At 72.3% G+C, this 15131-nt stretch carries 11 protein-coding genes and 3 pseudogenes; 7 read left to right on the top strand and 7 right to left on the bottom strand.

Annotated features, from left to right (window positions below):
* Positions 1–235 precede the first annotated feature (235 nt).
* The 6 genes and pseudogenes from BM536_RS35275 to BM536_RS35250 all read left to right on the top strand — a co-directional run bounded on the left by BM536_RS35275 (position 236) and on the right by BM536_RS35250 (position 6019).
* Positions 236–1693, top strand: a complete 1458-nt coding sequence (locus tag BM536_RS35275; RefSeq protein ID WP_073491382.1) for a peptidoglycan D,D-transpeptidase FtsI family protein — start codon at positions 236–238, stop codon at positions 1691–1693.
* A 176-nt stretch (positions 1694–1869) separates the two neighbouring features.
* Positions 1870–2072: pseudogene (locus tag BM536_RS43490) on the top strand (DUF3291 domain-containing protein); the annotation flags it as partial.
* Between the two features lie 747 nt (positions 2073–2819).
* On the top strand, positions 2820–3758 hold the full coding sequence (locus BM536_RS35265; protein ID WP_073491380.1) for an AurF N-oxygenase family protein: 939 nt from the start codon (positions 2820–2822) through the stop codon (positions 3756–3758).
* 35 nt (positions 3759–3793) lie between these two features.
* Positions 3794–4444 (top strand): TetR/AcrR family transcriptional regulator, encoded by a 651-nt coding sequence (locus BM536_RS35260; protein ID WP_073491379.1) that lies wholly within the window; start codon positions 3794–3796, stop codon positions 4442–4444.
* A gap of 14 nt (positions 4445–4458) precedes the next feature.
* Positions 4459–4773 (top strand): hypothetical protein, encoded by a 315-nt coding sequence (locus BM536_RS35255; protein ID WP_073491378.1) that lies wholly within the window; start codon positions 4459–4461, stop codon positions 4771–4773.
* 103 nt (positions 4774–4876) lie between these two features.
* On the top strand, positions 4877–6019 hold the full coding sequence (locus BM536_RS35250) for a C40 family peptidase (RefSeq protein ID WP_073491377.1): 1143 nt from the start codon (positions 4877–4879) through the stop codon (positions 6017–6019).
* Between the two features lie 30 nt (positions 6020–6049).
* Here the strand turns inward: BM536_RS35250 and BM536_RS35245 are convergent, their stop codons facing one another.
* From BM536_RS35245 to BM536_RS35220, 6 genes and pseudogenes are all read right to left on the bottom strand, one after another.
* On the bottom strand, positions 6050–7519 hold the full coding sequence (locus BM536_RS35245) for a hypothetical protein (RefSeq protein WP_143651049.1): 1470 nt from the start codon (positions 7517–7519) through the stop codon (positions 6050–6052).
* Between the two features lie 54 nt (positions 7520–7573).
* Positions 7574–8827, bottom strand: coding sequence for a styrene monooxygenase/indole monooxygenase family protein (locus BM536_RS35240; RefSeq protein ID WP_073491375.1), 1254 nt, complete (start codon positions 8825–8827; stop codon positions 7574–7576).
* Positions 8828–8840: 13 nt separating this feature from the next.
* Entirely contained in the window at positions 8841–9488 is a 648-nt protein-coding gene (locus BM536_RS35235; protein ID WP_073491374.1) for a GTP-binding protein, read from the bottom strand.
* Complete coding sequence (locus BM536_RS35230) at positions 9469–9900, bottom strand: DUF742 domain-containing protein (protein WP_073491373.1); 432 nt, start codon at positions 9898–9900, stop codon at positions 9469–9471. The genes BM536_RS35235 and BM536_RS35230 overlap by 20 nt, the downstream gene beginning before the upstream one ends.
* Positions 9897–10400: a roadblock/LC7 domain-containing protein gene (locus BM536_RS35225; RefSeq protein ID WP_073491372.1), complete on the bottom strand. Its 504-nt coding sequence runs from the start codon at positions 10398–10400 to the stop codon at positions 9897–9899. The genes BM536_RS35230 and BM536_RS35225 overlap by 4 nt, the downstream gene beginning before the upstream one ends.
* A pseudogene (locus BM536_RS35220) lies at positions 10397–13197 on the bottom strand (sensor histidine kinase). The gene BM536_RS35225 and the pseudogene BM536_RS35220 overlap by 4 nt, the downstream one beginning before the upstream one ends.
* 356 nt (positions 13198–13553) lie before the next feature.
* On the opposite strand from BM536_RS35220, the pseudogene BM536_RS35215 reads away from it, so the two are divergent.
* Positions 13554–14338 (top strand): annotated as a pseudogene (locus tag BM536_RS35215) (protein phosphatase 2C domain-containing protein).
* Between the two features lie 38 nt (positions 14339–14376).
* Here the strand turns inward: BM536_RS35215 and BM536_RS35210 are convergent.
* Positions 14377–14916: a MarR family winged helix-turn-helix transcriptional regulator gene (locus BM536_RS35210; RefSeq protein WP_079274878.1), complete on the bottom strand. Its 540-nt coding sequence runs from the start codon at positions 14914–14916 to the stop codon at positions 14377–14379.
* Positions 14917–15131 lie beyond the last annotated feature (215 nt).

Raw genomic sequence — 15131 nt, 5'->3', positions numbered from 1 at the left:
CCCCGCCCACCGAACAGCCCCCGACACGGCGCGAGGCGACCCGGGCCCTCACACCACCCGAAGCCCCCACCCAGCCGAACGCCTCCGTCCGGTGAGCTGCCCCGACGCGGCGGAACCCCCGACGCGGCGGAACGCCCCGGTTCGGCGGAACGCCCCGGCTCGGCGGAGTGTCCCGCACCGGTGGCACCGGCGCGCGAGCAGGCCGACCCCCGCGACCCGAGGTGACGACCCCGTGATGACCCGGCACATCCGCCAAGCCGCCGTCTTCTGCGCCCTGCTGCTGGTGGCCCTGCTCGTCAACGCCACCCGCGTCCAGGTCGTCCGGTCCGAGGCCTACGACGACAACCCGGCCAACCGGCGTGCCGTCATCGCCCGTTACGGCCAGCCCCGCGGGGACATCGTGGTCGAGGACGTGCCGGTCACCGGCTCCCGGGACACCAGGGAGCAGCTGCGCTACGAACGGACCTATCTCAACGGTCCGTTGTACGCGCCGGTGACCGGCTTCGCCTCTCAGGTGTACGGGACGACGTTCCTGGAGCACGCGTACGACGGTGTTCTCTCCGGCACGGACCCCCGGCTGTCGCCGCTGCCGCTGTGGAACGACGTCACCCGGTCCCGGCCGGCCGGCGGGCACGTGGTGACGACCCTGAACCCGCGGGCCCAGCGTGCGGCGTACGAGGGGCTGGCCGGCCGCAAGGGCGCGGTGGCGGCGGTGGAGCCGTCGACGGGACGGATCCTGGCGCTGGTGTCGGCACCGTCGTACGATCCGGCCGCGCTGTCGGGGAACGGGCCGGGCGTCGAGCGGGAGTGGGCGCGGCTGAACTCCCATCCGGACCGGCCGATGCTGAACCGGGCGGTGCGGCAGACCTATCCGCCGGGGTCGACGTTCAAGGTGGTCACCGCGGCGGCGGCGCTGGACGCGGGCGTGATCAGAGATCTGGACGCGCCGACGGGCTCCCCCGCGCCGTACCGGCTGCCCGGCACGACGACACTCCTGACGAACGGGGGCGAGGGCTGTGAGGACGCTCCGCTGCGGGAGGCGTTCATGTGGTCGTGCAACACGGTGTTCGCGAAACTCGGCGTGGATGTGGGGCTCACCGACATGGCGGGCACGGCGGAGGCGTTCGGGTTCAACGCGGCGGACGTACGGATTCCGTTCGCCGTCGCGCAGAGCACCTTCGACACCTCGCTGGACCGGGCGCAGCTGGCCCTGTCCTCGATCGGGCAGTACAACACGCGGGCCACGCCGCTCCAGATGGCGATGGTCTCGGCCGCCATCGCCAACGGCGGGCAGTTGCGCACGCCGTACCTGGTGGAGCGGACGACGCGGAGCGGCGGGGTGACCGTCGCCTCGGCCGGTTCGCGTTCGGTGCGGCAGGTGGTGCGGTCGTCGACCGCGCGGCGGCTGCGGGAGCTGATGGCGGACGTGGTGCGCGAGGGGACCGGCAAGAACGCCGCGATCCCGGGCGCGACCGTCGGCGGCAAGACCGGCACCGCCCAGCACGGCATCGGCAACGCCGGGACGCCGTACGCCTGGTTCGTCTCGTGGGCGCAGGGTGCCCGGGACATGGAGCCCAAGGTGGCGGTCGCGGTGGTGGTGGAGGACTCGGCGGCGAAGCGTCGGGACATCACCGGGGGCGGGCTGGCTGCGCCGATCGCCCGGTCGGTGATGGAAGCGGTGCTCACCCCGTGAGACCGGGGCTTCCCGGACCGGACAGGTGCGTCCTACGTGCGCCCATGACCGACGCAGCCTCCGCATCGCCCGCCTTCGAACCACCCCGCCCAGGTCAATCCCGCCAGCCACCACCGCGAGATGCTCGCCCGTCGGCGGGTGGGGGTCCCCCCACGCCCTTGAGGCAGTGGGGGCGGTTCGACCGGGTCCAGGAGGCGATGACGGCCCTGTGGTGGGTGCCGGCCGCCACCGCCCGACCGTCGCGGAGGCCGAGTCCCGGCTGCTGCACCTGCGCGCGCACGGCCCGACGCCGTACGCCTTCACCCTGCGCACGTCCTTCCCCGCGCAGAGCGCGGAGCCGGTCGCCTTCGAGGTGCCCGATGATCTGGGGTGCTCGGTCTGGAGCACCACGGCAGTGTCAGCCGGTCCGGGCCCCCGGGCGGGGTGGGGCGTCGGTGGCCTCGGTCGGTTGCGTTGCCCTCGGCATCCCCGACGGAGGCCGGGAGACTCGCCGCCTGCACGGTGATCGCGCCCGGACCATGGTCGACCCGGAAGGGCTCGCCAGGTCGGCCGAACGTCCGGATCACGAGGGTCCCGCCGGGGCGCAGCCAATGGTCGCTGCCGTACGGCTCCAGGGTCAGGTCCAGGGTTCGGCGCCGGTGTGGTGCACGCGCGGCACCGGCACCGGTGTCCCGTCGTCCGTCACCGGCCCCCCGCTCCCCCGTGCGGCGCCTCCCGCCGCAGGAGCCGCCGCTCCGGTACGGCGTCGACGCCGGTGTGGGCGGCCACGACGCCTCCGGTGATCGCGACGGGGCTTCACCTCGCGGTCGCGGTCCACGGAGTCGGCAGAGACGACCTCCACAGCGAGGACGAGATCCTCGGGCCGGATCCACGTCGTGGGCTGGTCATCCGGGCCGACGCCGACAGCGGTCCTCGACGGTCCATCGAGTGAGCACGGAACAAACCGTTGGCGCAAAGGGATTGACGAGCTTGCTGACAAGCAGTCTCATAAGAGTCACCGGACGAGTGAACCGCCGGTAACCCCCGCACGACCCCGTACACGACCCTGCACGACCCCGTACACGACCCCGTACAAGCCCCCGTACACGACCCCGTACAAGCCCCCGTACGACGAGGTGGATCAGTCATGACGACCCTGACGGAAGCCGAAGCGCTGGACGGCCTGCGCGACGCGCTCGGGCTGCTCAAGGACCGGGAGCAGGTGGCCGAGCGGCTGCTCGCCTCTTCCGCCAAGCACTCCTTCGACCCGGACGAGGAACTCGACTGGGACGCGCCCTTCGAGGAGGGCAAGTGGTTCTGGCCGCCGGAGCTGGTGTCGCTGTACGACACCCCGCTGTGGAAGAAGATGGGCGAGGAACAGCGGATCCTGCTGTCCCAGCACGAGGCCGCCGCGCTCGCCTCGCTCGGCATCTGGTTCGAGATCATCCTGATGCAGCTGCTGTGCCGGCACATCTACGACAAGGCGGCGACGAGCGCGCACGTGCGGTACGCGCTCACCGAGATCGAGGACGAGTGCCGGCACTCGAAGATGTTCGCCCGGCTGATCGCGCAGGGCGGCACCCCCTGGTATCCGGTGAGCCGCGCCCACCAGCACCTCGGCCGTCTGTTCAAGACGATCTCCACCACGCCCGGCTCCTTCACCGCCACGCTGCTCGGCGAGGAGGTCCTCGACTGGATGCAGCGGCTGACCTTCCCCGACGAGCGGGTCCAGACCCTGATCCGGGGCGTCACCCGCATCCACGTGGTGGAGGAGGCCCGGCACGTGCGGTACGCCCGTGAGGAGCTGCGCCGGCAGATGGTGACCGCGCCGAAGTGGTCGCAGGAGTTCACGCGGGTGACCTCCGGCGAGTTCGCCAGGGTGTTCTCGGTCGCCTTCGTGAACCCGGACGTCTACACCAACGTCGGCCTGGACAAGCGGGAGGCGCTCGCCCAGGTCAAGGCCAGCGGCCACCGCCGCGAGGTCATGCAGAGCGGCTCGAAGCGCCTGACGGACTTCCTCGACGACATCGGCGTGCTGCGCGGGGTGGGCCGGCGGCTGTGGAAGTCCTCCGGCCTGCTGGCATAGGCACGGTGCGGGGGCGGGCGATTACGCTGCACGTCATGAGCCCCGCCGCCCCCGCCTACCGTCGCCTCAGTGTCGAGGAGCGCCGCAGCCAGCTGCTGGAGGCCGCCCTGTCGCTGTTCGCGCACCGCGTCCCCGAGGACGTCTCGCTGGACGACGTGGCCGAGGCCGCCGGGGTCTCCCGGCCGCTCGTGTACCGGTACTTCCCCGGCGGGAAGCAGCAGCTGTACGAGGCCGCGCTGCGCACCGCCGCCGACGAACTCCGCGACTGCTTCGACGAGCCCCACGAGGGCCCGGCGCTCCCCCGGCTCGCCCGCGCCCTGGACCGCTACCTCACCTTCGTCCGCCGGCACGCCGCCGGCTTCAGCGCCCTCCTCCAGGGCGGCAGCGTCGTCGAGACCTCCCGTACGACGGCCATAGTGGACGGCGTACGGCGGGCCGCGGCCGAGCACATCTACAGCCATCTGGACGTGGCCGACCCCGGGCCCCGGCTGCGGATGACCGTCCGGATGTGGATCACCGCGGTCGAGGCGGCCTCGCTGATCTGGCTCGACGAGGACAAGCAGCCGCCCGCCGACGAACTGCGGGACTGGCTGGTGGACCAGTTCGTCGCCGTCCTCTCGGTGACGGCGGTGCGCGACGCCCAGACGGCCGAGCTGCTCCGTGGTGCGCTCGCGGCGGAGACCTGATCGACACTGGTGGCGTGAAGAGCGAAGACACCCCCTTCGAGGGCGGCCCGATGGACGGCCGCGTCCTCCCCGTACTGCTGGGCCCGACCGGCCACCCGCCGAAGACGTACCGCATCCCGGTGCCGGACGCGGCCGGCGGCCCGCCGGCCGTCCTGGTCTACCGTCGCGTCCCGCGCGGCCACGGCGGGAAGCTCGGCCTGCAACGGGGCTGGAAGTACGAGTACGACCCCGAGGGCAGGAAGGACAGCCGGCTGAAGTGGCCGTGGTCGAAGCCGGACGCCGGGCCCGGCGCCACGCCGGAGGGCAGACGGGACGACGCCGACGGGTGACGCCGTTGGGCCGAACCGCTCACACCCGGCGCGCGGAGTCCGCACGCACACCTGATGCTCGCCGTGCGGGGCGGAGGGGCCGCCCCACGGCGGAGGTGATGACGTGTCAGGAAGGTTGCCGGGTCTGCTCGGTATGGTCTGTACGACGACGCTGGCCGCGCAGGTCCTGCTGACCCCCGGGGTCGCCGCGGCCGTACCGCAGCCACCGACACCCGGCGAGCGGTCGGTGGCCAGGCTGCTGACGGATCTTCAGAAGCTTTACCGGGAGGCCGAACAGGCCACCGAGACCTACAACGCCACCGAGGAGAAGCTCAAGGAGCGCCGGGCCGAAGCCGAACGCCTCACCGCGGCCCTCGCCAGGACCCGCCTCTCCCTCCAGGAGAGCCGGGGCGCGGCCGGCCGGCTGGCCCGCCAGCAGTACCAGACCAGCACCGACATCTCCCCCTACGTACGGCTGCTGCTCGCCCGTGACCCGCAGCACGCCCTCGACCAGGGCCATGTGATCGACCGGTTGGCGCGGGAGCGCGTGGAGACGGTGGGACGGCTGGAGGGCAGCGAACGCAAGGCCGACGGCCTGGCCCGCCGTGCCCGCGCCGCCCTCGACGAGCAGCTCACCCTCACCGAACGCAGGAAGAAGGAGCGCGACGCCGTGCGCCGTCGGCTGGACGACGTGGAGGAACTCCTCGCCTCCCTCACCCCCGACCAGCTCACGGCCCTCGGCCGCCTCGAGCGCGAGGGCGTCGCCGAGGCGCAGGAGAAGATCATGACCTCGGGCGCGCTGAGCGACGACCGCAACCCGTCCACGGAGGGCGACCGGGCCGTGCGCTACGCCGTACGCCAACTCGGCAAACCGTACGAGTGGGGCGCCGAGGGCCCGAAGTCCTACGACTGCTCGGGCCTGACCTCCGAGGCCTGGCGGGCAGCCGGCTCCCCCATCCCCCGCACCAGCCAGGAACAGTGGGCCGAGCTGAAGCACATCCCCCTGGCCGAACTGCGCCCGGGCGACCTGGTCGTCTACTTCCCCGAGGCCACCCACGTGGCGATCTACCTGGGAGAGGGGAGGGTGGTCCACGCGCCGCGGCCGGGGGCGGAGGTGAAGGTGTCCCCGATCGCGGCGAACCCGGTGCTGGGCGCCGTACGCCCGGACCCGGAGGAGCGGCCCCGGCACCGGTACGAGCCGCCCGCCCTCCCGGACACGGCGACGGACGGCTCGGACGAGGGCTACGACGGCACGACCGCCCTCTAGGATCCCCGCCTGCGCAGGTCCTTCCAGGGTTCAGGAGGCCAGGACGGCCGCACAGTAGGTGTCCACGCCCATCAGGGGGAGCGGCGGGGCCGGCGGCCGGACGGCGCGGACGAGGCGCGGAGTCTCGCGGGACCAGCGGCGCAGGGGGAGCCAGGCGGCGACATAGGCCTGCTCGCGGTCGGTGCCACGGCGGCCCTCACCACCCACGTCGTGGCGCAGCCGCGGCGCACGACCACCGCGATCGACCGCGTTGCGGGTGAAGGTGTTCGCCACGGCGCGCATGTCGGCCCGGGTGAAGACCTCTGGCAGGCCGGGGGCGTCGTGGTACAGGCAGAGGAAGTCGAGGTCGATCAGGGCGTGCGTGACGTCCTCGGGGACGGTGACCGCGCGGTAGGACGGGCGGACGTCCGAGCCGTCCGTCTTCGGCGAACCGGTCGGCTGCCAACCGCGGTACACCCGGCCGAAGCCGGGCCAGTACGGCCAGGCCGCCACGCCGCCGGTGACGGCGAGGTCGCCGTGCAGAGCACGGGCCATCGCGGCGGCCCTTTCCTGCCAGCGGGCCTCACCGGTGACCACGGCGAGCTGGACGGCGGTGCGGCCCATCGCGAGGAACTCGTTGGTGGGCAGCTCGGCGCCTGCGAAGGAGACCGGCTCGTCGGGCAGCCAGCGGTAGAAGCCCCGCCCGTCCTCCGTCGTCCCCCACTGCTCGTCGTGCACACGCAGTGCGCGGTCCACCGCGTCGAGGTAGTCGGCGACGCGGCGGCGCACCGACGCGGGTACGACGTCCGGGCGCTCGCGGGCGAGCCGGGCCAGCCCGGCCATCGGGTAGGTGATCATGCCGGTCTGCGCGGCGAGCGAGACCATGGCCGGTCGCAGGACGAAGGTACCGGGGCTCAGCCGCCGGGGACCGTGGCCCGGCCGGTCGGACGGGAGCAGCCGCGCGGTGACCGCGGTGCGCTGCTCGTACGCGGTGTACAGGACCTGGTCGGCCCGGCGTTCGTCCAGCGGGTCGAGGCTGAGCCCCCTCGCCTCGGCGTCGGGCCGGCCCGGGCCCGCCACGGTGATGCTGAAGTGCCGGTCACCGTCCGCCGCGACGGTGACCTTGGCGGTCCTCGCGTGCGGCGGGCAGACCGTGACCTCCAGTGCGGGCCGGTCGTCCGTGTCGCACAGCACGGTGGAGGCTGCGGTGAACTTGTGGGCGCTGCTCCACACCGGCAGGCTGCGGCCGCGGAAGTCGCTCACGCCGCGCACGTCGTCGCGGGCCTGGAGAACCTGGTCGATCAACTCCGCGAGCCGCTCGGAGTAGGCGGGCCGGCCGGTGCGCTCGGCCATCAGCAGATAGCCCTGCATGCGCCACGAAGTGCCCCAACCGATCACTCCGGTTTCGTTGTGGGGCAGGGCGTCCGGGCCGTTCACTCCCACGAGGTTCCGCTCGATCTCGTGGAAGGAACGTATTCCGGTGCGGCGCAGGCCTAGGACCCGGTGTCTGAGATGTGGCATCGCGCGAGTATGCCACCCGGCCCGCACGGCCCACCACGGTCATCTGACCACGTATCAGCCCCCGGCGACCGATCCCAGGTACGCCGCCGTCTTCTCCGGCTCGTAGAAGAAGTTCTCGAAGTCGGCGGGGTTGTCGAAGCCGTTGGCGAAGCGGTCGGCGACCGGCTGGAGCTGGCCGGCCGCGCCGATGAGGTTGAGGATGTGCTCCGGCGGCGGGGACAGCATCGCGTTCGTCCACTTGGTGACGTGCTGGGCGGTGTCCCAGTAGCGGTCGAACGTCGCCCGCATCCACGCCTCGTCGAACTCCTTCTCGCCCTGCTCGAGGATCGAGGCGAGATAGGAGGCCGCGCACTTCGACGCGGAGTTGGAGCCCTGGCCGGTGATCGGGTCGTTGGCCACGACCACGTCGGCGACGCCCAGCACCAGGCCGCCGCCGGGCAGCCGGCCGATCGGGTTGCGGACGGTCGGGGCGTAGCGGCCGGCGAGCGTGCCGCCGGCGTCGGTCAGTTCGACCTTGGTGGCCCGCGCGTACTCCCAGGGGAGGAACTTCTCCATGAGTCCCAGGGTCAGGGCGAGGTGCTCGGCCGGGTCCTTGACGCCGTTGAAGACGTCCAGCGGGCCGCCGGGTATGCCCTCCCAGAACAGGATGTCGGCGCGGCCGGAGGTGGTGAACGTCGGCATGATGAACATCTCGCCGACGCCGGGCACCAGGTTGCAGCGGACGGCCTCCATGTCCGGGTGCTCCGGGCGCGGGCCCAGGCCGTGCACGTACGCCACCGCGAGGGCGCGCTGCGGCTCGCTGTACGGGGAGCGGGAGGCGTCGCGGCCGAACATCTGCACCAGCTCGCCCTTGCCCGCGGAGACGAGGACGAGGTCGTAGGCGCGGGAGAAGTAGTCGAGGTCGGAGACCGCGGCGCCGTGGATCACCAGCTGGCCGCCGCGCTGCGCGAACGTCTCCATCCAGCCGGCCATCTTCACGCGCTGGTCGACGGACTGCGCGTAGCCGTCGAGGCTGCCCACCCAGTCGATGGCGCGCTGGGTCGGGCCGGGGTCGTGCGAGCCGGGGGCCGCCACCGAGACACCGAGTCCCTCGATCCTGGGGGCCTGCTGCTCCCAGAAGTTCAGCTGGAGGTCGCGCTCGTGCTGAAGGGCCGTGTGGAACATGCACTGCGTCGACATCACCCGGCCGGCGCGGATCTCGTCCGCGGTCCGGTTGGACATCAGGGTGACCTCGTACCCGTGCGACTGGAGGCCGAGGGCGAGCTGGAGACCGGACTGGCCGGCTCCGACGACGAGTATCTTCCGCATGCGGGGCTGTCTCCTACTCGGGGGTTTCGTCGAGCGCGTGGCCCACCAGGGCCAGGAGGGTCTCGATCACGGAGATCCGGCGACGCGCGTCCATGATCATGACAGGTATGTGCTTCGGGATGGTCAGCGCCTCCCGTACGTCCTCCGGCTCGAACCGTTCGCTGTCGTCGAAGTGGTTGACGGCCACGACGTAGGGCAGCCCGCAGCTCTCGAAGTAGTCGAGCGCGGGGAAGCAGTCCTTCAGCCGGCGGGTGTCGGCGAGGACGACGGCGCCGATCGCGCCGCGCACCAGGTCGTCCCACATGAACCAGAACCGCTGCTGGCCCGGCGTGCCGAACAGGTAGAGCACCAGGTCGTCGTCGAGCGTGAGACGGCCGTAGTCCATGGCGACCGTGGTGGTGACCTTGTCCGGGGTGCCGGTCAGGTCGTCGGTCTCCTCGCTGGCCTCGGTCATCAGCGCCTCCGTCTGGAGGGGTGTGATCTCCGAGACGGTGCCGACGAGGGTGGTCTTGCCGACGCCGAAGCCGCCCGCGACCACGATCTTCGTGGCGACGGGGGCCCGGGTACGGTCCGTCTGCCAGGACTTCAGCTCCTCGTCCGGCTCGTCGAGGAGTGGGGAGACACCGAACGGGGTGTCGGCGTCAGAGACGACGGAGTCCACTCAGCACCCTTTCCAGCAGAGCGCGGTCGGGACGGCCCGAACCGTGACCGGTCCCGGTGCCGTACACACGGATCTTTCCCTGGTCCGCGAGGTCGCTGAGGAGCACCCGGACCACGCCGAGCGGCATCTTCAGCAGCGCGGCGATCTCGGCCACCGTGCGCATCCGGCGGCACAGTTCGACGATGGCCCGCATCTCCGGCATCACCCGGGTGGTGAGGGAACCGTTCGTCAGTTCCTTGCGCTTCTCGGACGCCTCGAGTTCGGCCGTGGCCGCCACGAACGTCTCGACGAGGAGGACGTGACCGAAGCGGGTACGGCCGCCGGTCAGCGAGTAGGGGCGGACGCGGGCCGGCCTGCGGTCGCCGCCCCGGACGGGGAGCTGCTGCCTGCGGTTCTTCGGCGTCGAACTCATCGGCTGCTCCCCGTCGTCTCCGATTCCAGGGATTTGCGCAGCTCGGTGCGGAGTTCGGGGGTCAGGACGTGTCCGGCCCGGCCCACGAACAGCGCCATGTGGTAGGCCACCACGTTCATGTCGCAGTCGGCGGAGCCGTGCACACCGAGTAGCGAGCCGTCGCTGATCGACATCACGAAGAGGCTGCCCTCGTCCATGGCGACCATCGTGTGCTTAACACCGCCGAACTCCATGAGCTTGGCGGCGCCGATGGTGAGGCTGCCGATGCCGGACACGATGGTGGCCAGGTCGGCGGCGGAACCTCGCGGGCCGGTGGGTTTGGCTCCCAGGGACTGGCGTGCCGCGTCGTTGCGGTCCTGGTCCGAGGAGAGCAGGAGCAGACCGTCGGAGGAGACGACGGCGACGGACTGGATGCCCGGGACTTCCTCCACCAGGTTGCTCAACAACCAGTGCAGGTTACGGGCTTCACTGCTCAGTCCGAAGGTACTGGGCGCGGTCAACTGCTTGCCTCCTCGACTGTGCCCCCCGTGTCTTCTGCGGCGTGTGCGTGTGCTTGAAGGGGTGACGGGACCTTGTTGTGGCCCGTCTGCTCGGCGATCTCCGCCTCGACATCGCGGTAGCCGGCCTCCGCCCCCCGGCGGAAGCCACCGAGGCGGCGGCGGAGGGCGTCGGCGTCCACGGATCCGCTGCGCTGGCGGGGGGCCGGGGTGGGTGAGGTCAGTCTGGGGGTGCGCTTGGGCAGACCCTTGTCGGTGACGATCTCTTCCGAGGCGTCGGGGGTCCGACTGTGCTCCGCGTCGTCCGCGGACTCGGCGTCCGCGGATTCGGCGTCTGCGGATTCGGCGTCTGCGGATTCGGCGTCTGCGGGCTCGGCGTCCGCGGGCTCTGGGGCGGCCTGTGGTTCGGTCGCCTCCGTCTCCTGTTCGGCTTCCGGGGCCGGGGTCGGTGCCGGGGCCGGTGCCGACTCCTTCTTCGGCTCCTTCTCCGACTCCTCTTCCGCCGGAATCAGAAGTTCCATCGTCGTCTCGGCCGGAGTCTCCGGCTCCGCGGCCTGTACGGCCCGCTCGGCCGCCTCGACCAGCGGGTCACCGCCGTTCTTCGGGCGGCCCGGCAGGACGTTGGAGTTGGCCTCCGCGTCCGCGCCGGGGAGCGAGAAGGTGTGCGTGCCGGCGGCCGGGGCGGGCGCGGGGACGGCGGCGGCCGGCGAGGTGGCGAGCAGGGACGTCGGGAGGACGACGACGGCCGCGACCCCGCCCTGCTTCTGCTCGCGCAACTGCACGCGCACCCCGTGCCGGTGGGCGAGCCGCGCCACGACGTACAGGCCGAGACCGAGCCCCTCCTCGCCCTCCTGCTCGTACGGCGAGTCCGGGGCGAACGCGGCGAGGCGGGCGTTGAGGCCGGTCAGGCGCTCCTCGGTCATGCCGATGCCCTCGTCCTGGACGGAGAGCATGACCTCGCCGTTCTCCAGGAGCCACCCGGAGACCTCGACGGGCAGGTCGGGCGGCGAGAACGAGGTGGCGTTCTCCAGGAGTTCGGCCAGGAGGTGGCTCAGGTCGTCCGCGGCGAAGCCGGCCACGTGCGCGTGCGGCGGCAGCGCGGAGATCCGCACGCGCTCGTAGCGTTCGATCTCGCTGACGGCGGCGCGGACGACGTCGACCAGCGGGATGGGGCCGGCGTGCTGCTGGACGTGTTCCGTGCCGGCCAGGACCAGGAGGTTCTCGCTGTGCCGGCGCATGACGGTGGCGAAGTGGTCGAGCTTGAAGAGGGTGGCCAGCCGGTCGGGGTCCTGCTCGCGCTCCTCCAGGCCCTCGATGACCGCCAGCTGGCGTTCGACGAGGCCGAGGGTGCGCAGCGAGAGGTTGACGAAGGTGCCGCCGATGCTGCCGCGCAGCCGCTCCAGCTGGGCGGCGGAGTCGGCGAGTTCGGCGCGCAGTTCCTCGCGGGCGTCGGCCATCCGCTGGCGCTGCCCGACGAGGTGCTTGCGGTCGGACTCCAGGGTGGTGACGCGCTCCTGGAGGGCGGCGGCGTGCTCGTGCAGCGCGTTCACGGAGCGGACGACCTGGGCGAACTCGTCGTTGCGGCCGGTGAACCGGACGGGCTCCTCCGCCGCCGGGTTCTCGGCGCCGGCCAGCCGGGCGGAGCCGATGCGCAGGACGGCGAGCGGGCGGGTGAGGCTGCGGGCCATGGCGGTGGCGATGCCGATGGCCAGCAGGATCAGCGCGCCGAGCAGGGCGATGCGGATCTCCAGCGCGGTGACGTCGTCGTCGCGCAGCTGGGCGAGGTCCTTGGTGCGGCGGTCGTAGAGGGAGGACTCGGTGCCGCGCATCAGCTCGACGCGTGCGGCGAGCGCGGCGTCGAGCTTCTTGGTGTTGGTGGCGAGGTCGTCGTCGCTCAGCGCCGGCTGGTCGGTAAGGGACGTCAGGTACTTCTCGGCGCTCTCGACGTCGCCGCCGGTGACCGTGGAGTCGTAGGAGTCGACCGCCTCTTCGGGCGCGCTCTCCCGGAAGGCGCCGAGGGAGGCGTCGGAGCGCAGGCGGGCCTGCTGGGCGGCGGCCGTCAGGGCGTCGCGCTGCTCGGTGTCGGCGTCGGAGGAGACCTTCTCGGTCGAGGTCCGGCCGGTGACGGGGTCGTAGACGCTCTCGGTGGACGTCGGCATGTTCAGTGCGGCGAGCAGCAGTCCGCGGGTCGCGGCGGCCTGCTGGACGGCGGTGTCCAGCTCGGCGAGGGCGTACGCGCCGGAGCCGCGCGGGGCGGCATCCGCTCGGCGAGCAGCTCGGCCAGACCGTGCAGCGCGGTGATGGCCTCGGAGTACGCCTCGTGCGCCTGGAGCGCGGTGCTCCGGCCGGTGAGGGCCTCCTGGCGCACGGTCGCGATGCCGTCGAGGTCCTTGCGGAGCGCGGTGGGCGTGTCGGTGTCGGCGGTCAGCTCGCGCACCTGCCGGTCCACGCGGGCGCTGCCCTCCGGGGAGGGCGCCTTGGACCTGGTACGGCCGGCCGCGACGTAGACGGTGACCTCGTCGCGTTCGTCGGCGAGCGCCTGGGCGAGCGCGAGCGCGTCCTGGGTCTGCTCGGCCAGGGTGACCAGGTCCTGGGAGTCCTTCAACTGCCCGGAGGCGTCGAGGACGGAGGGCGCGCCCGCTACGGCGATGGTGGCGGCGACCACTGCCACCGCGACGATCAGCCGGTTGCGTACGTGGGTGGGACGGCCCTTGCCGACAGGGGCACGCTCCGCGCCTCCCTCGGAGGCCGTCCTGCCGCCTGGGCGCCGAGGCCGCGTCTTCTGCACCGGTGCTCGCATTCCTGACTCGTGTACCCATGGGCCGGATGACACACCGTCAGCTGGCGTGTCCTGTCCGGTACGGTTCCCGACCCTCCCAGTGCCGGTGGGCAGGGGTCGCGCATCGCATGCCCCGCCACCCGAAGGAGTGAACATCGGAGGGGAGTTGGCGGGCAAGTTCCTCCGGCGTGTGCGACGGCCCTGCCCGGCGGGCCGGTTGGACGTGAGCGGCAGCCTTTGGCAGTATTCGCCGCCACGCGTTCCCGGAGTGCTTCATTCCCGCCCAAAACAGGCGTCTGACCTGCACGGGTGCACCGACCCGGCGAGTGTTGCCAGCCTTTTGCGGAGGGCGTGAAGGGGTCGTGCAGACTGGATGGATGCGAACGGAACTTGTGTCGGAGCCCGGCGATCACGGCCGGCCCAACGAGGACTTCGCGAGTGTCGGACTTCCCGCCTCCGGACAGGGCGGTTCCCTGGTGCTCCTGGACGGGGTGACGCCGCCCCCGGGCAACTCGGGCTGTCTGCATTCGGTTCCGTGGTTCACGGCGCGCCTGGGCGGCGCCCTGACCGAACTGACCGTTTCCCTCCCGGATGTTCCCCTGGTCGAGGCGCTGAGCCGCGCCCTCACGCGTACCGCCGAGGCGCACGCCGGAACCTGTGACCTTTCTCACCCGCGTACGCCACAGGCAACCGTGGTCGTGGCGCGCTGGTCGCCGGAGACGGTCGACTTCCTGGTGCTGTCCGACTCGGCCCTCCTGCTGGCCTCCCCCGACGGCACGGTCACGGCCGTCCGCGACGACCGTCTCGACCGGGTGCCGCGGGCCCTGCTCGCCAGCGCGGAGATCTGCGACGCCCGCGCCCGCAACAGGGAAGGCGGTTTCTTCACGGCCGCCGCGGACCCGTCGGTGGCGCCCGCGCGGTGACCGGCTCCGTCCCGCGCGAGGGCGTGGCCGCCCTGGCCGCCCTGAGCGACGGGGTCACCCGCTGGGTGGAGACGTTCCGCGAGGGCGACTGGACGGACCTGTTCGCCCTCGTCGCCAAGCAGGGCGCGCAGGCGGTGGTGGAGCGGGTGCGGGAGCTGGAACGGGCGGACACCGACCGCGCGTTCCTGGGGCGGGCCAAGACGCACGACGACGCCACGGCCGTGTACGTGGAGCTGTGATCCTCCGGCCGGGGCCCCCGCGGGCCCCCGAGGTGGGGCTACTTGGCCATGCCCTGGTTCAACTCGTGCAGCAGCCGCGCCAGTTCGGAGACCTCTCCGCGGTCCCAGTGGGCGAGCTGGCTGACGTACCGCGCGCGGCGCGCCTCGCGGACGCGGCCGACCCGGGTACGGCCCTCCTCGGTCAGGTCGACCAGCCAGGCCCGCCCGTCCGCCGGGTCGGGCTCGCGGGCGATGAGCCCGAGCTGTTCCAGGGCGCGCAGCTGGCGGGACATGGTCGCCTTGCCGACGCCGATGTAGGCGGCCAGCTCGGTCGCGCGCTGCCGGCCCAGCTCCTCCAGCCGGACGAGGAGGCCGTAGGCGGCGGACTCCAGGTCGGGGTGGACCTCGCGGGCCATCTCACCCTGGTTGGCGCGGGCGCGGCGCAGCAGCACCGTCAGCTCCCGCTCCAGGGAGAGGAACTCCGGGTCCACACCGCCCGGCGACGCCGGGTCCACTCCGCCCGGCGACGCCGGGTCCACTCCGCTCGGCGACTTCGGGGATCCGCTCCCGCGTCCGTCGCCGTTTCCGTCCTCGTGCACGTCAGCACTCCTGATCAGGTTTTCCCGCGCTGGAAGTTTCCGCCCGTTTCCGCCATTGCCGCAGCTCCGCAAGTATTTCGCAGCCTGGGACTTCCGGCGGCTTCCGGGGGCCGTTGCCGGCCCTCGTTCCACGTGCGCAGCTTCCGGTACCGCTGAAGAGCCTGACCCCGCGCAGCGCGAAGGCCCGGGCTCCCTCACGAGAACCCGGGCCTTCC

The organism is Streptomyces phaeoluteigriseus (assembly GCF_001896135.2).
Taxonomy (GTDB): domain Bacteria; phylum Actinomycetota; class Actinomycetes; order Streptomycetales; family Streptomycetaceae; genus Streptomyces; species Streptomyces phaeoluteigriseus.
Note: the sequence above shows the minus strand (reverse complement) of the source record. Positions and strands in the feature narration are given on the sequence as shown.